The sequence below is a fragment of the Asaia sp. W19 genome (assembly GCF_003994335.1).
GTDB lineage: Bacteria > Pseudomonadota > Alphaproteobacteria > Acetobacterales > Acetobacteraceae > Asaia.
On sequence record NZ_PNQZ01000031.1, the window covers coordinates 1 to 25,019 of the forward strand.

Consider the following 25,019-nt stretch of genomic DNA (forward strand, 5'->3'; position numbering starts at 1 on the left):
AGTTCGCCACGATAGTTGAAGGTCAGGCTGGGCGTGATCTTGTAACCTGCAAAGGTGACCACGCTCCAGGTCTCCGCGTGGAGACCGTTGTCATGCAGGAAATTGAACTCACCCGTCAGGCTCAGCTTGTCTGTCGGGGTGTAATAGGCGGCGATATCGTTCCAGAAGCGCTGCGCCGTGTTGGCGATCGGCCCCAGTGCGCCCACGCCGTTTTCCGGGCCGACGCGTGACAATTCGACGATGTTCAGCTTGCCGTCTGCGAGGCCGTTCACGTTGAAGCCGAAATATCCGGCTGCGGCATTGTTGTTGTCATTACCGCCGAAGGTGGTCTGGTTGCCGGTATCGATGCCGAAGTTGAAATCGAACATCTTGGTGATGTGCCAGTGGAACATGGCGCCAAGATGCTCGAAGGGTACGGAATACTGGGAGGTATAGGCCAGGGTGTAGAAGGGACGCGCCGTCGGGTCGAGAACCTCGACGCCCATGGGGGCCTGCAGGATGCCGGCCTGCATGTCGATCCCGCCAGGGGTCAGAAGCGGCGCATGGACATCCACATGGGCCTGCGCCGGGATCAGCTGGTAGCGATCGCCGATAGCCCGGTTGGACACGCCAAGCAGGTGATAATAGCGCGCATCGGAGCCATAGAGCCCCTGAATGGTAAAGCCGACCTGATAGGTGGATTTGGTCGGATCGATCGGCTTGGTCAGTGTCAGGCTGAGCTGGTTGAGCTGGGCCTGGTTGGCGTGATCCCCAAGGAAGTTGCCGAAATTGATGCCGTTATCGGGACGCGCAGGATTGGCGGTGATGCCCCCCTCGATCAGCCCGGTCAGGACGATATCCTTCAGCCACGGGCTTTCTGCCGATTTGAAGACAGCAATCTGGGCATGGGCAGTCTCCTGCATGGCAGTCGTTGCCAGAAGCGTGAGCGCTCCGGCCGCCATAGCCCGTGTTGAGTGATTTTTGAGATAGCGCAGCAAGATAAAGGCTCCCATCGATGAACGAGACGAGTTTTGCCTCTCCGGCGCATAGGGATGATATTGAGCGCACATACCCGCTTTTATAGGAGAGTTATAGGGATCGGCTTGTCCAACGCGGCTCTTCTGAAGAGCTCTCTGGGTCGCCTTCGGAGCTTTGCCATGGCGCCAAGAGCAGTCACTGGCGTTACTTTGAAGGCCCCAGCTGCGCGAATCAGGCTATCTGCGCCGAAGCGCTATGGTGGCCTTTATCCGGACAACGGATGGATTAGCTGCTGGAGATGCAGACCCTCAGGATATCTTAATAAATGGAGCCTATCTCGCGGCACACCGCACAGATTCAAGCTTACGGTTGAGATAGAGAGAATTCAGGTTACTTGAATTGACGCACCAACGGGATGAGGAGGATACTGCACGATGTGACCGAAAGGAGCATACGTACGTCCAGATCCCACATGGCGGCAGGGCAGATCGGTGATTACCTCGGTGCCGCTGCCCTTCTGGACAGTCTCACATCAGCCGGACGCGTGCTGTCAGACCAGGGCTGCTAGTACGCTGACTGGCTCAAAGGTGCCCTAGAGGAGAAAGGGAGAAGACCCCGCATCTTGAGACGGGAATCCCGCATACAAGCGGGGAAATGGAACTGGCGGAAACACAAGAGACACAACCGCATCGGGATCATATTTGAGTAGCTCAAGGACTTAAAGCATGTCTGAACACGCTTTTCCAGATACTTCACCGTCTAGTTCTGCTTCATCGCCCTCGCCGAAACCGTCATGTTCCGGTTATGATTTCTGTGCTTAGGCGCGTTGCCCCTCGACTTTTGGTTGCCCACCCGCGAATAATAATGATACGTTCCGTTACCGCAATGATGCGGTGAGGAGTCTTAGTCATGCAGAAAATGTTGACCGCTACTCTAGCTCTTAGCGCTATGATCGCCGCGCCCCATGCTTACTCGACCGCTCTGGCCTCGAGAGTCCCGCACACATCAGCCGACATTCGTCTCTTTTCTCCCCAAAAGACGCATGAATGGTGTCGCGGGATCGATCCCACAGATCCGGGGAAATGGGTCTGGGTCCATGGCAACTGTCCCTAGGAGCCAGTTCCTTTAGTCGAGTAAGCACTTTTCTCCGCGTGGGAACGGCGGCCTCGCCAACGAAGGTCGCAAACTATGGACATCGATGCGGCGCTCGCATTAACGCACGAGCGCCGCTAGTACCAGCACCTATCACAAGTGAACTGTGCGTTACGGGTTTTATGGGATGCGGGACCTGGCGCGTGTGTGTCGGGAGTAATTTGTGTGGTCGTACGTTCGGCCAACCATCGTAATCAGGCCTTGGGAATGGGCGTCATTGTCACTATTGCGGCGTCTCTCGACTTATCGGTATAGGACACCTTTTTGTCTTGATTGTAAGTCACGATAGGGTCCTTCACATTGTATTTTCCAGTCACATCACTGGTCCGTCCAGAACCTATTGTCTCTACCCCGATATAAACACTATTCAGATACCAATTTGACATATCTTGCAGCTCTGCGGCGTACTCCGGGCGCTTCGCAACAAGTGCCCCTATCACGGACATGAGACCTTGGTTTATATTGATCTCAGTATGGTACATCACGCCATCGTTCTGCTTAAGCAAAGGATTGATATAAGCAGCTTGCGAGCCTGAGATATTGAATATCGATCCTGAAAACCCAGGCTGCAAACTGCTGTAAGAACCGGGCCTTCCTGTATAGTCAATGGATTCAAATTGCAAAAAGATACCAAAATTTAGATTGTCGCTATGGTAGTTTATAGTGAAATTCACACCCGCTTGGTAAGCTCCGCTATAGCCTTGGTAATCGCTTATGCCTTGATCCAAAGAGGCTGTGATCTGATGATCGAAAGAGTATCGATGATCCACCGAGCCTAATGTGGCCAATTGGACGTCGAGGAGATTTCCTCCCTGTGCTGCCATTTGATAAACGTAATGTCCATCCTTCGGATCGCGAAAGACGTTATACTCCGTCTTCCCGGCACTCGACGTCGCCGATCCCTGCGTCCAGTGACCTACAGAATTGCCGAAGTTTTTATCCCAGACCTGGGATGATGTCCCTGCGGCAGGGTCTAGCGCTGATTGACCTTTCCATTGGATTACACCCCAATCAGGGGAAGTATCGCCATTGAGAGAAGAGGGGTAGCCGTTGTATTGGACCTGACCATTTATAACGCCTTGGGTGTTTATCGCGAGATTAGGACCGTAAAGGCTCGGATCGGAAAATATGCTTCGCCGGATGAACGCCTCGATATCATCAAGACTTTTCCCATCTACAAGCTGTGCCTTATAAGCAGACAGCTCCTCGGAGGTGAACGAACGACTGAGAGCAGAATGAGCTAAATCATCAAGTGCAGCAGCACCTTCATTGTTTGCTATCGTGGCGCGCATCTCAGCATAGGTCGTGTTTGTGGTGAGGCCAGCTTTCCACGAGTTGATCTGACCGTCATTCGCAGTGACATTGCCGACATCTCGGTAAAGGGCCCGTATGGTTCGTCCTACATCATCGCTGTACGCCTCATTCGAGCGATAATCCTGCAAGGACCAACCATTACCTATCATCGTCGCCGCATATTGCCGGTCTGCGTCGCTCGGTGGCCGACCATGAACGCCGGAGTAAGTGCTGTCATACTCGCCATGCTCGGCAGACCACTGGGCAAGTGACTGACGCACCTGCAGCACTGTGGTTTGCCCCCGATTTATACTGTCCAGCTGTGCCTGGACCCAGGCATCGTCCGACGTCTGATACGGACGTCCCTGCGTCGCAACAATAATTTCTTTCAGCTGATCAACTGCTGCCGAAGACCCGCCGACAGACCTTAGGAGACTATTAGGTCGACTGTCTGTAACAATCGTCATGTTGTTTTGAGTTTGCGGCGCGACTCTAAGAGCCGTCTCTTCGCTGAGAAATCGCATCCTCGGCTGACTAATCGCCGTGTCCGAGGGAAAGGATGCAACGCTGTTCTGGCCCGAGGGTAGAACCGCCGAGACGGCGGTGCCAGGTGCCACGTCGAAAGTGTTTCCTCGAGTTACGTTCCCGAATTCGCTGCTATCTTCAGTCAGCTTGGCAGTCCCCCAAAGCTGCCCCGCCGCTAACTGCGAGGATGCGTTGGCGGACTGAATGATGTCGAGCTGATCGCCGATACTTCTTGATACCACACCAGGAACCGAAAGCGCATTCGAAAAAGGTCCGGTTCCGACCGTCAAGAGAGCCGTATCTACTATAGCGCCCGACATGCCGACCGTACTTGACGGATTATCGGGCTGAGTGAGCTGGAGGTCTAGCTTGTAGGGGCCGGGAGAGAGGAGCAAGAGCGCGTCGGACATGAGAAGCCGTATTATTTCGTTGCGTTATGTTACTAAAAACAGGAAAAATACGCGGATTCAACAATATAATTCTATCAAAATATGTCTATTATCTATTATATACAAATATAGATATGAAATTCATCATGGTGTTGTGGTATTGTGCGGACTCTATAACATATACTTGGTATTTACCGCGTTCAGCAAAGCGCGTTCTAGGGTCAGTAATCTCGATGGAACATCTCATCTTCTATATGAGATGGTCCGTCGAGTGTGCCATTACCGCCGTGACGCTAAATCTCTTAAAGTCACGAAAAGCTCGATAGAATTCGTTGATGCTCTAAGGCGAACGCTATCCGGGTGATCCTGCAATGCTCGATAGATTGCTTACAGCCCCTCTTAGCCCTCGCTCGATCCAGAATGCGAAGACACCTCTACGCTTTGCCACGCTGTCGAATAGTTCGACGCCTAGTGCTCGGGCGTACACGGGCCTCGATGCGGTCACAGATTGGGAGCGCGTCGACTGCCCGGCGCTCGTCCGAGCGAGCGCATCCATCTCCACCCCGGTTATCTTCGCATTCACGCGCCTTGTCTTGCTTCTGTAGTAGAGCAAGATCGACATACAGATGCCGAATGTCACGTCTTCTTCGGAAGCGGGGGTCAGGTCCGTCATGGATGAGAACAGAGATCGAACGTGAGTGGGAGTCAATCAAAACCGCCCCAAAAGCAAAGGGAGACCCCAAAGCCGACCGCCTATCACCACCACGATGATTGCTGCGTACCGGGCTCGATACCGGCTGTCGCTGACGGGCGCTCACGCGCCGATAGGGCCTTTCCTCCGATTAACCGTCTGAAGCGCTTGCTCTTGGCTGGTGAGGCGCATGATCTCGCTCAGGAAGAGCCCTCTCCCGCGTATCCATGCACGCCGCCGCAGTCCGCGCAGAATCGCACGATATGGCGGGGCAGTACCAGGGGAAAACGACTCGCGAGAAGTGGCACGGATCTGGCACAGCTTGACACGGTATGCCTCGGTCCGAAACGTATCGTTATGAACCGAAACGGACCAAGAGCCGGAGTGGTCGACCTTCAAAAACAGATATTTTCTGCGGGGAGGATGGTGGGTGCGACAGGGATTGAACCTGTGACCCCTGCCGTGTGAAGGCAGTGCTCTACCGCTGAGCTACGCACCCATCCTGCGGTGCCGCGTCTCTACCAAAGGGCGAGAAACGCGGCAAGATGGAAAACGAAATTTTCTGCTCAGAATCCGAACATGTGGTCGAGCGAGAAGCCGCCCACCTTGTTTCTCTGGCCATGATAGCCGAACAAACGACAGCTCATGTCCCGAATCAGAACATAACCCCCAATGCCCGCCTCAGCCAGTTTCTCGGCGCCAAAGATCTCATGGGGCCAGACCATGTAAGAGCCCGAAGGATTGATGCTTATCCGTCGCCGCTCCAGCTCTACCCCGGAATTGGAATAGAGATGCAGGATCGTCTCTGACGGGGCCGTACCCTCCACGGAAGCCGGGTGGATCAGGCAGGAGAAGCTTTCATGCCCTTCCTGGCCGAGCTTCAGGAACAGACGTGTGGTGAGTCCCGGAGGCGGACCAGAGTAGGATTGAGGCTCGGAGCGCCAGGTCATGAGTGTATTGAAAATATGCCCGCCGAAACTGGTTTCCGCAGCGTGGCCATTCTCGCGGTTCTCGTAGCGCATCATGGCGTGGAGCCAGCCATCACCCTCCCCGCCATCGCGGAAATCATAGACGAGATCGGCGTGCCCCGCCTGATCCGTCAACTCGTGCAGCGCGATGGCCGTCTCATGATTACGCGGCAGATTACCCAGAAACTTTTGGGTCAGAAGTGTTCCTGCCTCATCGAAGATATCAAGCCGCAGAGGCAGGCTCGTGATTTTTTCCGACATCGGATTGGGCTGCACCACGCTCGTGAAAAGCGCTGGGTCAAGAATGGGGAACGGCAGCACAAAACCGCGCCCCATGGAATCTGGAAGATTTCGGAGCGAGGGTTCCGGGCTCAGATCGCGACGCTCGACATTGAGATGGGCAATACGAGTGAGTGGGCCCTGAGTGATCTCGTAGCGTGGACGCACGATATGATTGCCTGAGCGTAGTTCGAGCTGTGCTGGCCAGACCACATTCTTGACCAGCGCACCGACATCGAGCGCATAGGTGGCGAACGGTCCTACCTCAACCGGTACGGCGAAAGCCTGTTCCTCCCCCATCTGGTTGAGCGTGATGGCTCCAGCGGGAATTGGTGCAGCGTGGCTATTCTGAATCCACAGTATGAGCTTCTCATCCGGGCGCGGCGCTGGCAGCGTGGCAAAACGGGGTGACGGCCAGGCATTGGCATCATGCGTGACCGAAAGGCTCGCTTCACCATACTTTCCGTAGGTATCAAGCGCGTATTTGACGACGTCATGCCCCCGGGCGCCAAGGACATGGACGAAAAGCTGTCCGCAGAACTCCGGCAGATCGAAACGGGCCCGGATCTCCGCGCTATCCACGACGATACCCGCCGGGCCATTCGGCACTTCATGCTCCCACTCGGCGAGAATGGCGCCCTGCGCGTCATAGAGGCGCAACCAGTAGCGAACATCGGTAGCATCGTAATTGCACCAGTAATTGGCGGTGACGAGCCGCGTGCTGAACCGCTCATCGTCACGAAAGAAAGCAAAGTTCGTCGCGAAATTGAGCTTGTCGAGATAATGGCGCGGATTGCTCAGCATCATGTCGGGCAATCTGGCCGGTTCGAGCGAAAAGATCTGCTGGTCAGAATGCGTGACGCGGGCGAGGCGCGACAGCATCTTCTCGTGTTCGAATGACAAAGCGAGCACGGATCTGGCCGGGCTTTTGTCCAGATCTGTCAGGGCGAGGCGGACACCGCCAAACCCGTCATCCTGCCCGACCTTTTCGCTATCATGCGTATAGACGCCAGCGGTGGGTTTAAAGCCGGGATAAAGGGCGACCAGCGTATGAAGGGTATTGCCGGGATCATACACGGCAAAAGCGCCCTCTGCTGTCAGTATCGTTTCCAGCCTCTCCAGAGCCTCACTCGCCAGCGGGTGGGCAAAAGCCTTGTAGAGGATGTTTCCGCCGCCCTGAGCGTCGAAAGTGATGATATCGAGCATGGTCGTCCTGTACCCGTTTCTTCGTTGCGGCGCCTGCTCTCAAGTCAAACAGCGAAACGCCGACTTACCTCTTCTGCCCCTCTGTCGGTATCGTCAAGCGGCGTTACTGCCCAGGGTGCCCATTCGCCCCGAAACGGCCGTACCCGTCCAGCCTCCGCAAGAGTCTGCACAAAATCCGCTATCCGTCGCGAGCGCCCCGGCAAGCCGATGACCAGCACCGGTGCCTCGGTCGCAGCGGCCTCGGAGATCATCGACACACTATCTGTGGTCACGGCGATCACGTCAGCGCAGGCCAGAAGGCCGTGATAGGGGTTCTCTCCCTGTCCATCCCAGATCCATGCCGGATGAGCGGCGAGTTTCTCGCGCAGCAGAGCCAGAGCCTCAGGGTCGGTGCGTCGGGAGGGCGTCAATGCAATCGACACAGGGGACGTACGCATGATCTGAATCAGATCACCGGCCAACGCCTCAGCTTGCGCCTTGCCAAAGGAGTAGCGGCCATTGGCACCCCCAATCAGTACCGAGAGCAGCGCCCTGTCCGGACTGCGCAGCCGCGCCTGCCAGGCTGCCCGCGCGCCGTCGAGCTTCTGTCGGGTGACCCCGTGAAGTGCGGTACGGATCGAAAGAATATTACGCCCGGCGATGCGATCATGAACATTGGCGATGATCAGGTCGAAATGGCGCGCCGCCATGCGCGGGTTCTGGATCTGCACAAGGGGAAGGCCGCTGCGCTTTCTCACAGCGGCGGCCACTGCCCCCCCGGTACCTCCTACGCTGACCAGAAGTCTCGTATCCGTAGGCAGCTCTATGGGCAGGGTGGCGCGCAACGGGCTGGGACAGAAACGCGTGGGGAGGCGCTTCCAGACCCCTTGCATCTGCACCGGGTGGAAATGCCAGCTCATCCCCACGCGCTCGACCAGACCACTCGCCTGGGCACGCATTCCCGCAAAATCTTCAGCTATGATTGCAACACTCATAACTGAACAATTCCTTCAACGGCGGAACTTTGGCAAGAAGCACCCATGACCGATGTCCCTTCGCCCGAAACCCCTCCCTTCGATCCGCTCATCACTGCCGGCCTCAAGCAGATTGGCATCGAGAAGCCGAACGATGTTCAGAACCGTGTCTGGCCCGAATTGCTGGCCGGGCGCGACGTCCTGCTCATTGCCCAAACAGGCTCGGGCAAGACAGCGGCCTATGCCGCGCCCATTTTCGACCATCTCCTGAGGGAGGGTCAGGAGCGCCAGCCCGCAGCGCCCCGTGTTCTGGTGCTGGCCCCGACACGCGAGCTCGTCACCCAGATCGCAGGCGTCTGCCGCCAGATCGGACGTCGCCTCCCCTTCCGGACGAGACTGCTCTGCGGCGGCCTGCCGAAAGACGCGCAGGTGGAGGCATTGGCCGAGGGGGTGGATATTGCGGTTGCGACGCCAGGACGCCTTATAGATCTACTGATGAGCGGCGCATGCCGCCTTGATGCCACCACCCTTCTGATAGTGGATGAAGTCGATCAGATGCTCGATGAGGATTTCCTCATCGCTATGGACGAGATCATCCCGCATCTTCCAGCAAGACGTCAGGCCATGCTGTGCTCGGCAACCCTGCCTGCACAGGGGCGCGCTCTGGCAAACAAACTGCTCTACAAGCCCGTGACACTCGAATTTGCGGGGCAGACGGTCACGCCGCGTCGCATCAAGCAGCGCGCCATGTTCGTCGAAGCCGAGGAGAAGCTCGCGACCCTGACACGCCTGTGCAGTGAGACCGAGGGGCGTCAGATCGTGTTTCTGCGCACCAGGGCCTCAGTCGATCAGACCGGCAAGCATCTCCGCAAGGCTGGGCTTTCAGTAGCCGTATTGCATGGCGACCTAGCGCAGACGGCGCGTCAGAAAGCAGTCGAGGCGCTGCGCAGCGGGCAAGCCCGTATTTTGCTGACCACAGACGTTGCGGCGCGCGGCCTTGATATCGACGACGTCGCTCTGGTCGTAAATTATGACTTGCCCGAAAAGGCCGAGACTTATGTGCATCGGATCGGCCGCACGGCGCGCGCGGGCAAGCGCGGCGCGGCGCTCGCCTTCTGCACGCGCGATGATCGTCTGCTGCTGCGCGCCATCGAGAAAGAGATCGGCTACCGCATAAGCATCGTTTCCTGACTCACGCGGCCTTGAGGTTTCTCCCATGCGGGGTCTAAACTCCCTGTCATGACCCCGCCCAAGGCCCGTCCCATGGATACCGTTGCGATTCTGGAAAAGCTCGTCTCATTCGATACGACGAGCCGCAACGCGACGGCGCCGATCATCGAATGGATCGAATCCTGGCTGGACGCCCATGCGGTGCCCCACACACGAAGCCATGGACCAGAAGACGGAAAGTGGAATCTCCATGCGATTCTCGGCCCGGTCGGGCGCGGTGGTCTGGCTCTCTCGGGGCATGTCGATTGCGTGCCGGTGGATGGACAGGACTGGAGCCGAGATCCCTTCACGCTGAGCGAGCAGGACGGCAAACTTTTCGCGCGCGGCTCAGCGGACATGAAGGGCTTTGTCGCGGCGATGCTTGCGGCAGTACCCACCCTGTCAGCCCTGCCCCTGGTCAAGCCGGTGCATCTTTTCTTCACCTTCGATGAGGAAATCACCTGCAACGGGGCGCGCCATCTGATCGAGGATGTATCGGCGCGTGATCTGATGCCGGATCTCTGCATCGTGGGCGAACCTACGCTCCTCTCACCGATCATCGCTCATAAAGGGCGCTTCACTATCCGCATCGATGTACGCGGGCGCCCTGCGCATTCCTCACAGCCTGCTCTGGGAGCCAATGCCCTGCATGCAATGGGCCGGGCGATTGCCGAAATTGCAGAAATGGCGGAAGGGTTCGAGCGCGACGGCCCTCATGTGGCGGGCTTTGAGCCCAGCCACACCACCATGCAAGTTGGCTTGGCCAAAGGAGGCAGCATACTCAATATCGTCCCGGAGCACGCCACTTTCGAGGTGGAGTGGCGTGCCGTGCCCGGGGATGATAACGAAGCGATCCTGGCGCGTCTGCGGCACCGTCTTTCCCCCATCGACGCCGCTCTGCGCGCGTTGAGCCCGGAATGCGGGATTGATTACACGCCTCTGGTCGATCTGCCACCGCTGGATCTTGCTCCGGACGCACCGCTCGTTTCGCTGATGCAGCAGATTACCGGGCGCAATTCTGCCGGATATGTGTCCTATGGGACCGAGGCCGGGATCTATCAGCAGGCAGGACTGCCCACCATCGTCTGCGGTCCCGGTGATATTGCCCAGGCCCACAAACCCGATGAGTGGATCGCCCGCGATCAGCTCGATCGCTGCGATGCCATGATCGAACGCCTGGTCCGCCGCGTTTGCGCGGCGTCATGAGTTGCGGCGCCTCCCCGCGCGACCATCATCCCGTGCGCCGCAGGCGTCAGCGGCTCCTGCCCAATCTGACCCTTCCGCGCCGCCTCCCTGATTTCCCTGTACTCATCACACCGCCAGATCTGACTGAGTGGCGGACGGGCAATAATGGTATTCCCGGCGTGATCGAGCGCGATAGCGGACGGGCGGGGCCTGAAATCACGGTCGTCTCACTCATTCATGGCAATGAATTTGCCGGAGCAGCAGCCGCCGATGCGCTGCTACGCGAGGACATACGCCCGTTATGCGGCGTCTTGCGTGTCGTCTTTGCCAATATGGATGCGTTTGACCGATTCACCCCTCAAAATCCTACAGCCTCACGTTTCATCGCGGAGGATCTGAACCGGGTCTGGTCCCACGACCGCCTCTCTCACGCGCCCGGCTCGGTCGAGATGGAGCGCGCCATCGAATTGCTGCCAATCATAGAACGCAGCGATCTGCTGCTTGACTTGCATTCCATGCTCTGGGAGTCAGCGCCTCTCTTCATTTCCCCCCAGACCGCCCGTTCAGTCACGCTGGCAGGACTCCTCTCCTCTCAATCCGACACACCGTTCCTGACTCTCACGGATCTGGGCCATGTCGGTGGCGCCCGGCTGATCGAGCACAACCGCTTCGTGACCCAGACGGGCGGCGCGCGCAGCGTGTTGCTCGAAGCCGGGCAGCATTGGCGCGCGGAGACGGTCGAGATCAGCAAACGCGTCATTCGTCACTTCGTCGATAATGCCGGGTTCCTCCATTTCGGCGCGAAAGACACGGAGAATGCCGCCGCCGCGCATCAGGCCATGGTGACGGATAATGTCGTGGCGCGCAGTGCCAGCTTTGCCTTCACCGAAGCTTTTCAGGGCGGAAGCGTGATCGAGAAGGCAGGCACACTCATCGCGACAGATGGCGACGACGAGATCTGCACACCCTATGATCACTGCGTCCTGATCATGCCCAATCTATGCGTCAGACGCGGACAGCTTGCCGTAAGGCTCGCCAGACTCATCTGAGCGATTGGGTTCCAGCGACACACCCATCGACCAAAACATATCACCCTGGGGTTCTCCCTACGGGAGGGAGAACCCGGCCCCGCCCGACTGAAGAGAGGCAAAGGCTGGAGGTCAAACCTGCGGAACATTGCCCGCAGGGAGGCGGTCAGGCCCCGGGGTAAGCGACGTCATAGATCGGGAAGCGGCAGCACAGCGCCTTCACTTCGTCATGGACGCGCTGTTCGACCGCATCCTGCTCCGACGTGCCATAGGCGCTGAGCACTTCATCGATCATGCGGGCAATGACACGGAATTCCTCCACCCCGAAACCGCGCGATGTGGCGGCCGGGCTGCCCAGACGGATGCCGGACGTCACGAAAGGCTTCTCCGGATCAAAGGGGATGGCGTTCTTGTTGGCTGTGATGCCGGCCCGTTCCAGGGCGGCTTCGGCGATCTTCCCCGTCACCTTTTTCGGACGCAGATCAACCAGTACCAGATGGCAATCGGTTCCCCCGGTGACGATGTCGAAACCACGGGCGACGAGCTCCTCAGCCAGAACGCGGGCATTCTCCGCGACAGCACCCTGATAGGCCTTGAACTTCTCGCCCTGGGCTTCGCCAAAGGCGACAGCCTTGCCCGCGATGACGTGCATCAGCGGACCGCCCTGCAGACCGGGAAACACGGCGGAGTTCACCTTCTTGGCGATTTCGGCATCATTGGTCAGAACGATACCACCGCGCGGCCCGCGCAGGGTCTTGTGCGTGGTGCTGGTCACGATATGGGCGTGTGGGACTGGGCTCGGGAAGAGACCGGCTGCGACCAAGCCTGCGAAATGCGCCATGTCAACCATGAGGTAAGCGCCAACCTCATCGGCGATGCGACGGAAGCGTGCGAAATCGATATGGCGCGGGTAGGCAGAACCACCGGCGACGATGATGGTCGGCTTGTGCTCGCGCGCGAGACGCTCCATTTCCTCGTAGTCGAGCGTCCCATCCTCAGCGCGCACACCATATTGCACGGCGTTAAACCACTTGCCCGAGTAATTCGGCGCAGCGCCATGGGTCAGGTGGCCACCGGCAGCAAGGCTCATGCCCAGCACGGTATCCCCCGGCTTGCCGAGGGCCATGAAGGCGGCCTGATTGGCATTTGCACCGGAATGGGGTTGCACATTGGCGAATTCGACACCGAACAGCGCCTTGATGCGCTCGATGGCCAGATTCTCGACGCGGTCCACATCCACACAGCCGCCGTAATAGCGCTTGCCGGGAAGGCCTTCGGCATATTTGTTGGTCAGAACCGAGCCTTGGGCCTCGAGCACGGCAAAGGACGTGATGTTTTCGGACGCGATCAGCTCGATCCCATCCTGCTGGCGCACGAGTTCGGCGTTCAGAATGGCGGCCACCTCAGGGTCGGCTTCATTGAGGCCGCGGTGAAAGAAGTCGTGCTGGGCGGACATGTTCTCGCGAGGGCTCATTCTTTTCTCTCCCAGAGGGGGCGCACAGACGCACAAAATGGCGTATCACGAACGGCAATATCCCAGATTTCCCCCCGCCGCCAACCCGTTTAGCGCGGACGAGACGTTTTAGAGGAAGACTGAATGGCCCAGCCCCTCGCTGCCCTTTGGCGGCGTAAACCGATCGATGTTGCCCCTGACGAACATGCTGAACACGGGCTTCATCGTGTCATCGGGCCGTTTTCCCTGATCGCTCTCGGGGTCGGAACAACCGTGGGCGCGGGACTTTTCTCGCTGACGGGTATCGCGGCAGCCCATAATGCAGGACCTGCCGTCATTCTCGCGTTCGTCGTAGCGGCCATCGCCTGCGGCTTTGCGGCATTCTGCTATGCCGAACTGGCCAGCATGATCCCGACAGCCGGTTCGGCCTATTCCTATGCCTACGCAACACTTGGTGAACTGGTCGCCTGGATCATCGGCTGGGATCTTGTGCTCGAATATACCGTGGGTGCTGCGGCGGTAGCCTCGAGCTGGTCGAGTTATCTGGCGTCCATACTGGGCCAATGGAACCTCCACCCCGATCCGCGCTGGATGGCCTCGCCGATGACCATGGTCACCCTGCCCGATGGCAGCTCGGCCCATGGATGGATCAATCTTCCCGCCATGGCGGCGCTGGTAGTCATCGTGCTTTTGCTGCTGCGCGGTATTACGGAATCGACGCGTATCAATGCGGTGGTGGTCGTGCTCAAGCTCGCAGTGGTTGGCGCGTTCATCGTCTTCTGCACACCCTATATCCAGAGCGCCCATTACACGCCGTTCATCCCGCCCAATACCGGCGAGTTCGGACATTTCGGCGTCTCCGGCATCATGCGCGCAGCAGGCATGATCTTTTTCGCCTATCTCGGCTTCGACATCATCGCCACGACGGCGCAGGAAGCCCGCAATCCGGGTCGCACAATGCCGGTGGGCATTCTGGGCAGTCTCGCCATCTGCACGATCATCTACATCGCCTTCGCTCTGGTTCTGACCGGCGTGGTCGATTATCGCCAGATGGAAAATGACGGCAGTCCGGTCGCGACCGCCATTGACGTAACCCATCTCTTCTGGCTTCAGGGCGCGCTGAAATTCAGCATCCTGTTCGGCTATATTTCCGTACTGATGGGGCTTCTCATGGGACAGGTGCGCGTATTCTACGCCATGTCCCATGATGGGCTTCTTCCCGCCATTTTTGGCAGACTCAGCCCGCGTACCCGTGCGCCTGCTGTCTCTCACCTCATCTTCCTGGTGGTGACATGTCTGCTTGCGGGGCTCGTTCCGATTTCCGTGCTCGGCAACATGACGTCAATCGGAACGCTCCTTGCCTTCGTACTGGTCTGTGTGGGCGTGCTCATCCTGCGTGTGCGCGAACCGGAGCGGCCGCGCATCTTCAAGGCGCCAGGCGGGCTGTTGATGCCGATCTGTGGAATCCTGAGCTGCGCAGCCGTCATGCTGTCCCTTGACGGACTGACCTGGCTGCGGCTGGTTCTCTGGCTGGGCGCGGGGCTGTTCGTCTACGCCGCCTATGGGATCAAGAAGAGCAAACTCACCTCGAAGGAGATGTGATGATGATCACCGGGGCTTTCCCAACCACGAGGCCGCGTCGCAACCGTTTTGACGGCTTCACGCGTCGCCTGGTGGCCGAGACCACGCTGACCACCGACAACCTGATCTGGCCAATCTTCGTCTGTGACGGCCAGAACCAGCGCAGTGAGGTGGCTTCCATGCCCGGCGTCGCGCGCGTCAGCGTCGATCTGCTCGAGGCGCATCTGAGCGAAGCTGTCGGATTGGGCATTCCCGCGATTGCCCTCTTCCCGATCACCCCCGCCGATATCCGCGATGCCACGGGTCGCGAGGCCACAAATCCAGACAATCTGATGTGTCGGGCGGCACGGGAGATCAAACGTCTCTTCCCCGACCTTGGTCTGGTGGGAGACGTAGCCCTCGACCCCTACACCGATCACGGCCATGACGGCCTCATCGAGAATGGGTACGTGGTGAATGACGCGTCGGTAGAAATACTGGCGTTGCAGGCGCAAAATCAGGCCGCGGCCGGGATCGACATCATAGCCCCGTCAGACATGATGGACGGACGTATCGGAGCGATCCGTACGGCGCTGGACAAGGCTGGCCATGAACATGTGCGCATCATGTCCTACGCGGCAAAATATGCCTCTGCTTTTTATGGGCCGTTCAGGGATGCGCTCGGCTCCGGAGGGCTCCTGAAAGGCGACAAGAAGACCTATCAGATGGACCCGGCCAATAGCGACGAAGCCCTGCGTGAGGTTGCGCAGGACCTGCAGGAAGGCGCTGACATGGTGATGGTCAAGCCGGGGATGCCCTATCTCGATATCATCAGGCGCGTCCGTGACAATTTCGCGGTGCCGACATTCGCTTACCAGGTATCAGGCGAATACGCGATGATGATGGCGGCCATCCAGAATGGCTGGCTCGACCGCGACCGTGCCATTCTCGAGAGCCTGCTGGCCTTCCGACGGGCCGGATGCAACGGGATCCTCACCTATTTCGCTGTGGAAGCCGCACGGCTTTTGAACTCAAAGCTGTGACGTCTACCCGCCATATGCGCGGAAGTGCCGCTCATATGGCGGGTAAGGAAGCGGAAAGTCATGCCTGTGCGCTCATCGCGCAGCATGGCTTCAGCATTATGGCCAGGCGCTGCCGGACGCCCCTTGGGGAGATCGACGTGGTGGCCGCCTCTCCCACCACGCTGATCTTTGTCGAGGTCAAGCAACGCAGATCCCTTACGGAAGCTGCTTTCGCACTGGCTGCTGCGCAACAGCGTCGGGTTCTCCAGGCTGCTGATTACCTGATCCAGACCCGACCTGAATGGCACAGAGAGGCTGTGCGGATCGATCTGATCATGCGTGACGAGTGGGGAAAACTGGAATGGCGCGAAGACATCCTGCGCGCGTTCTGAGGAAAGCTGGGAACGCACCATTCGCCCGGAAACGCAATCGTGGGGCATGGTATCGTCCCTGCTATGACCGGACGGCTAGGTTCATCGGCTCAGGCCACAGACAATGGGGCCACTCACCGGGCGTTTTCGACGCATTGATCGTTGCAGAGCGGGGGAAGAGTCTTCGGTCGTGACTGGGTAGGAACGTCACGAGATGTCCGCTCACTCTGATATCGGCACCTTCTACCCCGCTAGGCCCCGCTCTCTGGGGGCGACGCCTCACATCAGCTTCAAAGCACGCGTGCGCGACTTGAATGGGTATGGAGACGTCAGGCGCTGCGGGAGGCGCCTCTAACCGTCATATCAGGGAGAGAAAGATCAGCCGTGGCGGCGGGCGTGATGACCCTTGGCGCTCGCCGGAGCCTTGGCATGATAGACGACCGTGTGAACCAGGGCACTGCGCGACTGACCGACGCTGCGATGAGAGGCGACCTGATGAACGGTTGCACCATGATGAGAATGGGAAACGGCGGGGCGGTGATAAACCGGGGTGGCGGTCAGGGCATCGAGCGTCAGCTTCGAAGCTTCCCAGTCGGTGATCTCTCTTGCGCTGGCACCGTGCGAAGCAAAGGCGGCTCCTGCGGCGATGACTGAAGTGGCAAGCTTGAGAACCGAAAGACGCCGCATTTTTACTTCCCTTTGAATGACCTGGGGACAGGTTATGCGGGAGAAATAAGGAGCAACAAGGGGCGTTTGGAGATAATTTTCACTCCACCGGAGCGCGTTGCAATTCTGCCACAGTTTGGGTCAAAACCATGGCAGAACGCAGAATTTATGGCCTAATCAAGGCAAGATCACGCCACCTTCTTGGCGATGTTCTTCTCTTCGAAAAGAGACTCCAGTTCGCCGCTCTGGAACATGTCCGTCACGATGTCACAGCCACCGATGAACTCGCCCTTGACATAGAGTTGGGGAACCGTCGGCCACTGCGAGAAATCCTTGATGCCCTGACGCATTTCGGCGCTGGCCAGAACATTGGCAGTCTCAAAATCCACGCCCATATGGCCGAGGATCTGCACAACACGTGCCGAGAATCCGCATTGCGGGAACAGCTTGTCACCCTTCATGAAAAGCATGACGGGGTTGGAATCGATCAGCTGCTGGATATGCTGGAAAACGGCTTCAGCCATGGGGTCTCTCCTGTGCGCAAAACGCGCTGGGTCTATCGTCTCGAGATTATAGACCCAACCGGTCTCTATTGTCAGGGGGTTAATATTCGGGCGTAATCAGCGCCTCAGGGTGTCTGAGTCTTCAGGGCCAGCGCATGCAGCTCCGTGCCCATACGCCCGCCAAAGGCGTCATAAACCAGCTTGTGCTGGCGCACTCGTGGCAGCCCCGCAAAAGCGGAGCTGGTCACGGTGGCAGCATAATGATCCCCGTCCCCGGCGAGATCGTGGATCTCGATCCTGGCGTCAGGCAGGGCAGCCTTGATCGTACGCTCGATTTCCTCGGCACTCATTGGCATGGGTCAGCGCTCCATCAGCTTGGGGAAGAACTCGGCATTGACCTTGCGCATACGCTCGGCCGAGAGCGACATACCATCGGTCAGAACCAGAGCATCACCCCCTGTACGACCCAGATGGCGCACAGGAACATGGGCCTTCTCCGCTGCATCGATCAGGGCCGCAGCGTGCTTGGTGGCGATCACGTAACAGGCCTGATCCTCACCGAAATAGAAGGCGTGCAGGCTCGTGCCATAATGCGGCTTGTCAAGATGGCACCCAACGCCACTGGCCATGACCATCTCGGCGACTGCGACCAGCAAACCCCCATCGGCGATGTCGTGACACGCCTCGACGCGCCCTTCCCCGATCATCTTGCGCACGAAGTCGCCGTTACGGCGCTCGGCGTGAAGATCGATGACCGGCGGGGCGCCATCCTCGCGGTGGCAGATCTCGCGCAACCAGAGCGACTGACCGAGCTCGCCGCGGATTTCACCGATCAGCACAAGCTCGCAGTGCTCGGGCATGCCAAGACCGATGGCCTTGCTCACATCGTCGATCACACCGATCGCGCCAATGGCGGGGGTCGGCAGGATCGGCTGCGACAGACCGCTCGGATGGCTCGTCTGGTTGTAGAGCGAGACATTGCCGCTCACGACCGGGAAGTCGAGCGCACGGCAGGCTTCGCCCATGCCCTTGATGGCATCGGCAAACTGACCCATGATTTCTGGCTTCTCGGGATTGCCGAAATTCAGGTTATCCGTCACGGCCAGAGGTAGGGCGCCTGTTGCTGTGATATTGCGCCATGCTTCCGCGACCGCCTGCGCGCCACCTGCATGAGGATCGGCCTGACAATAGCGCGGGGTACAATCCGTGGTCATGGCAAGACCGCGCTTCGTGCCCTCAACGCGCACGATGGCGGCGTCAGCTGCGCCAGGACGGCGTGCGGTCTGGCCGCCCACACCGCTGTCGTACTGGTTCCAGACCCAGGCGCGCGAGGCGAGATCCGGGCAGGCCAGCAGGGTCAGCAGGGCATGTTCGACACCCGCGGGATCGGCCACCGTACCCAGACGACCCGGCTTTTCTGCATGGGTCATCGGGCGGTGATAGAGAGGAGCCTCGTCAGCGAGCGGCGCCAGCGGGATATCGGCTTCCGTCTTGCCGAGATGCTTGACCGTGATATGCGCCGTGTCGGTCAACACGCCCACGATCGCGAAATCGAGGTCCCACTTCTCGAAAATGGCACGGGCCACGTCGGTGCGTTCGGGCTTGAGCACCATGAGCATACGCTCCTGACTCTCGGACAGCATCATCTCATAGGCCGTCATGCCGGTTTCGCGCTGCGGCACCTTGTCCAGGTCGAGCTCGATACCCACCCCGCCCTTGCCTGCCATTTCTACGGCAGAGGACGTCAGACCAGCCGCTCCCATGTCCTGGATGGCCACAATCGCGTCGGTCGCCATCAGTTCGAGGCATGCCTCGATCAGCAGCTTTTCGGTGAACGGGTCGCCCACCTGCACCGTCGGGCGCTTCGAGGCCGCATGTTCATCGAATTCCGCAGACGACATGGTGGCACCATGGATGCCGTCACGCCCGGTCTTGGAGCCGACATAGACCACCGGATTGCCGATCCCGGCAGCGGCCGAGAGGAAAATGCGATCCTGACGGGCGATACCCACCGTCATGGCGTTGACGAGCGGGTTCCCGTTATAGGCGGGATGGAAGTTGATCTCACCACCGACCGTGGGCACGCCCACGCAGTTGCCATAGCCCCCGATCCCGCGCACGACGCCATCGATCACACGCTGCGTCACCGGAAGAGACGGGTCGCCGAAGCGCAGCGCGTTCAGATTGGCGACGGGGCGCGCACCCATGGTGAAGACATCGCGAAGGATGCCCCCCACACCTGTCGCCGCACCCTGATAGGGCTCGATGAAGGACGGATGATTATGGCTTTCCATCTTGAAGACGGCGGCGAGCCCGTCGCCGATATCGACCACACCGGCATTTTCGCCCGGTCCATGGATCACCCAGGGAGCCGTTGTCGGCAGGGTCTTGAGATGCACGCGTGAGGATTTATACGAGCAATGCTCGGACCACATGACCGAGAAGATGCCGAGTTCTGTCAGGCTCGGCACGCGGCCCATGATGTCCAGAACCTTCTGGTATTCCTCAGCGGAGAGACCGAAGCGGGCGGCGAGTTCAGCGTTGACGATCATGCTCATGCGACGAGACTCTTCACCAGACCCGAGAACAGCGGCACGCCTTCTGTCGCGCCAAGATCGGGATCGACCAGGTTTTCAGGATGGGGCATCAGACCGCAGACGCGCTTATTGGCGCTCAGGATGCCTGCGATCGAGCGCTGGCTGCCATTGGGGTTGCTCACGCGATTGGCGGCATCAAGCGTGCCTTGGGCACAGACATAGCGGAAGGCCACGCGGTCCTCGCCTTCGAGGCGGTCGAGTTCGACTTCGGAAGCCGTATAGTTGCCATCGCCATGAGCGAGAGGCGCACGGAACACATCGCCCTTCGCCCAGTCGCGCGTGAAGGCCGTGTCCTGCGTCTCGACACGCAGGAACCCGTCCTGCGAGAGAAAGCGCATCCCGGCGTTGCGCAACAGCGCACCGGGGAGGAGCTGCGCCTCGGTCAGGATCTGGAACCCGTTGCACACGCCCAGCACATATCCGCCCCTTTCGGCGAAGGCACGAACCTCGCGCAGGATGGGCGAGTGCGCGCCCATGGCGCCCGAACGCAGATAATCGCCGAAGCTGAAGCCACCCGGCAGGACGATCAGATCCAGGTCAGGCAGGCTGGTGTCACGATGCCAGAGCATGGTGGGCGCCTTGCCGCTCACGAGGCGAAGCGCCTGCTCCATGTCGCGCTCACGGTTCGTGCCGGGGAAAACGACGATACCGGCCTTCATGGCTTTCCTCCCTGGCCCGAACACGGATAGGCCTCGTGCAGCGCAGCAAACACGGATTTGCCAACCGGATATTTCAGCACATCCTGATGGCTCTTCAGCCAGGACAGGGCCTTGCCACGCATGGCGTCGGTCGTTTCCGCATCCGGCACACAGAAACCGACAACAGTCGCGCTATCGCCAGCGCTTTTAGCGTTAAGGGCAGACAGCGCTCCTGAATCAGCCATGCCGGCGATATAGGCATCGCACACAGCCTTGCCCTGCGGCTTGGAACAGATGGCGCCGAAGCGACCCGCCTGCATGGAAGAAAGGCGATGCTCATCGGCCTGAGCCGTACCGGCCAGACCGCCTGCGGGCAGCGCAAGAGCGACCACCGCCAGAAGAGCCAGCTTGCGGGTCATCCAACGACCTCTACGGCAAAATCCTCGATCACGAGATTGGCGAGCAATTCGCGCGCCATGGCCTCACCCTGGGCGAGAGCCTTTTCGCGGTCATCAGTCGCGATCTCGAGCTCCATGGTCTTGCCCACGCGCACTTCACCGACATTGGCAAAGCCCAGCACCTCGAGGGCATGACCGATAGCCTTGCCCTGGGGATCGAGCACGCCTTCCTTCAGCATGACATTGACGCGAATTTTCATTGCATGACCTCCGGTCCTTTGAGATCGCCATTGCCTGCCTCAGGCAGAATTCCAAGGCGACGAGCGACTTCCTGATACGCTTCCTCGACACGCCCCATATCCCGGCGGAAACGATCCTTGTCGAGCTTCTCGCTCGTCTTGGTGTCCCACAGGCGGCAATTATCGGGAGAGATTTCATCGGCGAGAACGATACGCATCTCGTCATTTTCCCACAGGCGACCGAATTCCAGCTTGAAATCAACCAGCTGGATGCCGATCCCCTGGAACATACCGGTGAGAAAATCATTGGTGCGCAAAGCGTAGGCATTGATCTCATCGAGATCCTGGGCATTGGCCCAGCCGAATGCCGTGACATGCTCTTCCGACACCATGGGGTCGTTCAGCGCATCGTTCTTGTAGTAGTATTCGAGAATGGAGCGGGGCAGACGCGTCCCTTCCGCAAGGCCGAGACGCTTGGCGATCGAGCCCGCAGCGACATTGCGGACCACCACCTCGAGAGGGATGATCTCGACTTCGCGGATCAGCTGCTCACGCATGTTGAGGCGGCGGACGAAATGTGTCGGAATGCCGATTTCATGCAGGCGGAGCATCAAATGCTCGCTGATACGATTGTTCAGCACGCCCTTGCCGGTGATGATGCCCTTCTTCACGCCGTTCCCGGCGGAGGCGTCATCCTTGAAATACTGCACGAGTGTACCGGGCTCGGGCCCCTCGAACAGGATCTTGGCTTTTCCTTCATAGAGCTGACGACGGCGTGCCATGACGATCTTTCAAAAACGGTGAACGGCGTTGTCCCGCATATAGCAGCGGAGCAACGCCGTTCATACCCATGATCGTCCCTGTCGTTACGACAGGGCGTGGCGCCCGCGCTTACTCGGCAGCAGCAGCCTTCTCATGCGCGACCGGAGCAAAGGTACCATTGCGCAGTGAGGCTTCGAGCTCCTCAAGCGAACGACCGCGCGTTTCGGGCACATAGCGCAGCACAAAGAAGAAGGAGACAGCGTTCACAGCGGCAAATAGCCAGAACGTGCCGCCTGCACCAAGCGCCTTCACCATGCTGAGCGTGGTGAGCGAGATGATCAGATCAGCACCCCAATGGCTGGCAGCGACAAGGCTCATGCCCGTGCCGCGGCAGGAAAGCGGGAACACTTCTGCACCTACGAGCCATATGGCCACCGAAAGACTGCCCACGTTGAACACAACATAGCCGACAACGGCGGCAGCGGTCACGAATGCGCCCCAGCCATGCGTCTGACCGGTAAAGAACATGAAGCCGAGCAGGATGAGCGAGACCACCGCGCCCGGGATCAGGCGCAGCATCAGCGTACGACGCCCCCAAGCATCGACAGCCCAGCCGCCGAAAGCCACCGTACCCACCATCGAAACGCCTACCGCAACCGAGGTCAGTAGCGCGGAAGACTGGCCGAATCCGGCATCCGCGAAGATGGTCGGGGCGTAATACATCACGGCATTGATGCCCGTGAGCTGGCAGAGAAGGGCGATGCCAACCGCAGCAATCGTCGCTGGACGGACCCAGGGCTTGAACACCTCGGAGAACGGTGCCTTCTCGTCATGCTGGTCCTGGATTTCCTGCAACTCGCGATCGGCTTCGGCATCTGTACGGCGTACGCTGCGCAGAACCTGACGCGCACGTTCGAATTCGCCCTGCATGGCCAGCCAACGCGGGCTGTTGGGCAGGAACAACATGCCGACAAACAGGATAACGGCCGGGATCACGCCCAGACCGAACATCAGACGCCAGGAGTAATCCTGCAGCACATAGCCTGTGATGAACGAGATCAGCTGGCCGAAAGCGATGGCAAACTGAAATGCCACCACGAGCGAGCCGCGACGCTCCGGAGGGGCGATCTCGGCGATATAGATCGGCACGATCTGAGACGACGCGCCGATGGCGAGGCCGAGGATCAGACGGGCAAAGGTCAGGACGGCCACCGAATGCGCGAATGTCACGATCACGGTACCGATCAGGAACAAGGTCGCAGCGGCAATAATGGTGCGGCGGCGCCCCAGACGATCGGAAAGCGGCGCGGCGCTGATGCACCCGATCAGGGCGCCGAGAATCACGGCAGAGGTCACCACCTCGGCGCTCTCCGTTGTCAGCTGGAACTGGGGGGTCAGCTGGAGAAGCGCCGCCGAGATGATGCCGGTGTCATAACCGAAAAGAAGACCACCGGTCGCCGCGATCACGGCGATAAAATTGGTGAGTGCCTGCCCTCGCGGGCGCGTTGTGGAAGCCATTGGTGAGCTTTCGTCCTGATCCAGGTGAACGTGCTTGAGATTACAAACACGTTACTTCCACACTATGCCCCCACAAGGTCAACACACAATGTGGGAAGTTAACCAAAAATCTTGTCATAAATGCGGTCTACCGCAACAAGATGTCGTGTGCTGTCCATCGCCTCATCCAGCACCTTGGCATCCACACGCCCCGCTACCTCCGGGTCCTGCTCCAGATTCTCCCGGAAGCTACGGCCATCCGGCTCGCCCAGCTTGGTCCAGGTCTCCATCGCATTGCGCTGGACGATACGATAGGCGTCCTCGCGCGAAATGCCTGAACGCGCCAGAGCCAGGAGAACCTCGCCGGAATGGACCACGCCACCCAGCGATTCGAGATTGGCCATCATGCGCTCCGGATAGACAACGAGCTTGTCCATCATCCCGGCCAGACGCATCAGGGCAAAATCGAGCCCCACCGTCGCATCGGGCCCGATATTGCGCTCAACGGAGGAGTGGCTGATATCGCGCTCATGCCACAACGCAACGTTTTCGAGTGCCGGGACGACATGCGAACGCACCAGACGCGCCAGACCTGTCAGATTCTCGGAGAGCACCGGGTTGCGCTTGTGCGGCATGGCCGAGCTGCCCTTCTGGCCCGGATGGAAGAATTCCTCTGCCTCGCGCACTTCCGAACGCTGCAGATGACGCACTTCAACAGCCAGACGCTCGATACCGCTGGCGATCACACCCAGCGCACAGAAGAATGCGGCATGCCGGTCACGGGGGATGACCTGGGTAGAGACGTCTTCGGCAGCCAGACCCAGGCGCGCAGCGACGAATTCCTCAACGCGCGGATCGATATGAGCATAGGTGCCGACCGCGCCTGAAATCGCACAGATCGCGATTTCCTTACGGGCCACGAGAAGACGCTCGCGGTTGCGCGCGAACTCGGCATAGTGCCCGGCAATCTTGAGACCGAAGCTCGTGGGCTCGGCATGGATGGCATGCGAGCGTCCGATCGTGACCGTATTCTTATGCGCGAAAGCCTGCTTCTTCAATGCCGCCAGAACCGCGTCAATGTCTTCCAGCAGGAGGTCCGTCGCCTGCACGAGCTGCACTGAAAAACATGTGTCGAGCACGTCTGACGACGTCATGCCGAGATGCACGAAGCGGCTCTCGGGGCCGATCTTCTCGGCCAGCCAGGTGAGGAACGCGATCACATCGTGACGGGTTACGGATTCAATCTCGTCAATACGCGCGACATCTGCATCGGAGAACGCGGCCATCGCGGCATCGCCACGCTCGCGAATGACCGCGGCGGCTTCTTTCGGCATGTCGCCCAGCTCGGCCATTGCCTCACAGGCCAAGGCCTCGATCTCGAACCAGATGCGATAGCGATTGGTGGGAGACCAGATGGCGGTCATTTCGGGGCGGCTGTAGCGAGGCACCATGGCTTGGCTCCTGGAATGTCTGGGACG

Annotated in this window: 21 protein-coding genes and 1 tRNA gene; 6 read left to right on the forward strand and 16 right to left on the reverse strand. The window is 59.3% G+C overall.

The features are described from left to right. From C0V97_RS07085 to C0V97_RS07105, 5 genes are all read right to left on the reverse strand, one after another. The coding region (locus C0V97_RS07085) for an outer membrane beta-barrel protein (RefSeq protein WP_127102016.1) at positions 1–941 on the reverse strand (941 nt) is incomplete at its 3' end. 1,362 nt (positions 942–2,303) lie between these two features. Further along, on the reverse strand, positions 2,304–4,337 hold the full coding sequence (locus C0V97_RS07090) for a hypothetical protein (RefSeq protein ID WP_127101939.1): 2,034 nt from the start codon (positions 4,335–4,337) through the stop codon (positions 2,304–2,306). 1,094 nt (positions 4,338–5,431) lie between these two features. Further along, positions 5,432–5,506: transfer RNA gene (locus tag C0V97_RS07095), tRNA-Val, on the reverse strand. 67 nt (positions 5,507–5,573) lie between these two features. Continuing rightward, positions 5,574–7,460 carry a hypothetical protein gene (locus C0V97_RS07100; RefSeq protein WP_127101940.1) on the reverse strand — a complete coding sequence of 629 codons (1,887 nt, stop codon included), beginning with the start codon at positions 7,458–7,460 and terminating at the stop codon, positions 5,574–5,576. A gap of 44 nt (positions 7,461–7,504) precedes the next feature. After that, the gene (locus C0V97_RS07105; RefSeq protein WP_127101941.1) at positions 7,505–8,434 is read right to left on the reverse strand and encodes a mitochondrial fission ELM1 family protein; all 930 of its coding nucleotides are present in this window, start codon (positions 8,432–8,434) and stop codon (positions 7,505–7,507) included. A gap of 45 nt (positions 8,435–8,479) precedes the next feature. Here C0V97_RS07105 and C0V97_RS07110 point away from each other — a divergent pair, with 45 nt between their 5' ends. The 3 genes from C0V97_RS07110 (at position 8,480) to C0V97_RS07120 (ending at position 11,856) form a co-directional block, all read left to right on the forward strand. Beyond that, entirely contained in the window at positions 8,480–9,604 is a 1,125-nt protein-coding gene (locus C0V97_RS07110; protein WP_127101942.1) for a DEAD/DEAH box helicase, read from the forward strand. A gap of 72 nt (positions 9,605–9,676) precedes the next feature. Further along, entirely contained in the window at positions 9,677–10,828 is a 1,152-nt protein-coding gene (argE, locus tag C0V97_RS07115) for an acetylornithine deacetylase (RefSeq protein WP_233582026.1), read from the forward strand. After that, positions 10,825–11,856: a succinylglutamate desuccinylase/aspartoacylase family protein gene (locus tag C0V97_RS07120; RefSeq protein ID WP_127101944.1), complete on the forward strand. Its 1,032-nt coding sequence runs from the start codon at positions 10,825–10,827 to the stop codon at positions 11,854–11,856. The genes argE and C0V97_RS07120 overlap by 4 nt, the downstream gene beginning before the upstream one ends. A gap of 145 nt (positions 11,857–12,001) precedes the next feature. On the opposite strand, the gene glyA is transcribed toward C0V97_RS07120, so the two are convergent. Continuing rightward, positions 12,002–13,309 carry a serine hydroxymethyltransferase gene (glyA, locus tag C0V97_RS07125; RefSeq protein WP_127101945.1) on the reverse strand — a complete coding sequence of 436 codons (1,308 nt, stop codon included), beginning with the start codon at positions 13,307–13,309 and terminating at the stop codon, positions 12,002–12,004. Between the two features lie 123 nt (positions 13,310–13,432). On the opposite strand from glyA, the gene C0V97_RS07130 reads away from it, so the two are divergent. The 3 genes from C0V97_RS07130 to C0V97_RS07140 are packed head-to-tail and all read left to right on the forward strand — an operon-like array spanning position 13,433 to position 16,262. Beyond that, on the forward strand, positions 13,433–14,890 hold the full coding sequence (locus C0V97_RS07130; protein WP_127101946.1) for an APC family permease: 1,458 nt from the start codon (positions 13,433–13,435) through the stop codon (positions 14,888–14,890). A 2-nt stretch (positions 14,891–14,892) separates the two neighbouring features. Then, positions 14,893–15,891 (forward strand): porphobilinogen synthase, encoded by a 999-nt coding sequence (gene hemB, locus C0V97_RS07135; RefSeq protein WP_127102017.1) that lies wholly within the window; start codon positions 14,893–14,895, stop codon positions 15,889–15,891. Between the two features lie 35 nt (positions 15,892–15,926). Continuing rightward, the gene (locus C0V97_RS07140; protein ID WP_233582027.1) at positions 15,927–16,262 is read left to right on the forward strand and encodes a YraN family protein; all 336 of its coding nucleotides are present in this window, start codon (positions 15,927–15,929) and stop codon (positions 16,260–16,262) included. 357 nt (positions 16,263–16,619) lie between these two features. On the opposite strand, the gene C0V97_RS07145 is transcribed toward C0V97_RS07140, so the two are convergent. From C0V97_RS07145 to purB, 10 genes are all read right to left on the reverse strand, one after another. After that, positions 16,620–16,928, reverse strand: a complete 309-nt coding sequence (locus C0V97_RS07145; RefSeq protein WP_127101947.1) for a hypothetical protein — start codon at positions 16,926–16,928, stop codon at positions 16,620–16,622. Between the two features lie 167 nt (positions 16,929–17,095). Continuing rightward, a complete protein-coding gene (gene grxD, locus C0V97_RS07150; RefSeq protein WP_127101948.1) occupies positions 17,096–17,431 on the reverse strand; it encodes a Grx4 family monothiol glutaredoxin in 336 nt (111 codons plus the stop codon). A gap of 104 nt (positions 17,432–17,535) precedes the next feature. Beyond that, on the reverse strand, positions 17,536–17,766 hold the full coding sequence (locus C0V97_RS07155; RefSeq protein WP_127101949.1) for a BolA family protein: 231 nt from the start codon (positions 17,764–17,766) through the stop codon (positions 17,536–17,538). 3 nt (positions 17,767–17,769) lie between these two features. Next, complete coding sequence (gene purL / locus C0V97_RS07160) at positions 17,770–19,968, reverse strand: phosphoribosylformylglycinamidine synthase subunit PurL (RefSeq protein ID WP_127101950.1); 2,199 nt, start codon at positions 19,966–19,968, stop codon at positions 17,770–17,772. Then, on the reverse strand, positions 19,965–20,666 hold the full coding sequence (gene purQ / locus C0V97_RS07165; protein ID WP_127101951.1) for a phosphoribosylformylglycinamidine synthase subunit PurQ: 702 nt from the start codon (positions 20,664–20,666) through the stop codon (positions 19,965–19,967). The genes purL and purQ overlap by 4 nt, the downstream gene beginning before the upstream one ends. After that, a complete protein-coding gene (locus tag C0V97_RS07170) occupies positions 20,663–21,064 on the reverse strand; it encodes a Rap1a/Tai family immunity protein (RefSeq protein ID WP_127101952.1) in 402 nt (133 codons plus the stop codon). The genes purQ and C0V97_RS07170 overlap by 4 nt, the downstream gene beginning before the upstream one ends. After that, on the reverse strand, positions 21,061–21,303 hold the full coding sequence (gene purS / locus C0V97_RS07175) for a phosphoribosylformylglycinamidine synthase subunit PurS (RefSeq protein ID WP_127101953.1): 243 nt from the start codon (positions 21,301–21,303) through the stop codon (positions 21,061–21,063). The genes C0V97_RS07170 and purS overlap by 4 nt, the downstream gene beginning before the upstream one ends. Further along, a complete protein-coding gene (gene purC / locus C0V97_RS07180; RefSeq protein WP_025886165.1) occupies positions 21,300–22,064 on the reverse strand; it encodes a phosphoribosylaminoimidazolesuccinocarboxamide synthase in 765 nt (254 codons plus the stop codon). Before purC ends, purS begins: the two co-directional genes overlap by 4 nt. Positions 22,065–22,173: 109 nt before the next feature. Further along, complete coding sequence (locus C0V97_RS07185) at positions 22,174–23,562, reverse strand: sugar porter family MFS transporter (RefSeq protein WP_127101954.1); 1,389 nt, start codon at positions 23,560–23,562, stop codon at positions 22,174–22,176. Positions 23,563–23,660: 98 nt separating this feature from the next. Continuing rightward, on the reverse strand, positions 23,661–24,992 hold the full coding sequence (gene purB, locus C0V97_RS07190; RefSeq protein ID WP_127101955.1) for an adenylosuccinate lyase: 1,332 nt from the start codon (positions 24,990–24,992) through the stop codon (positions 23,661–23,663). Positions 24,993–25,019: the final 27 nt, after the last annotated feature.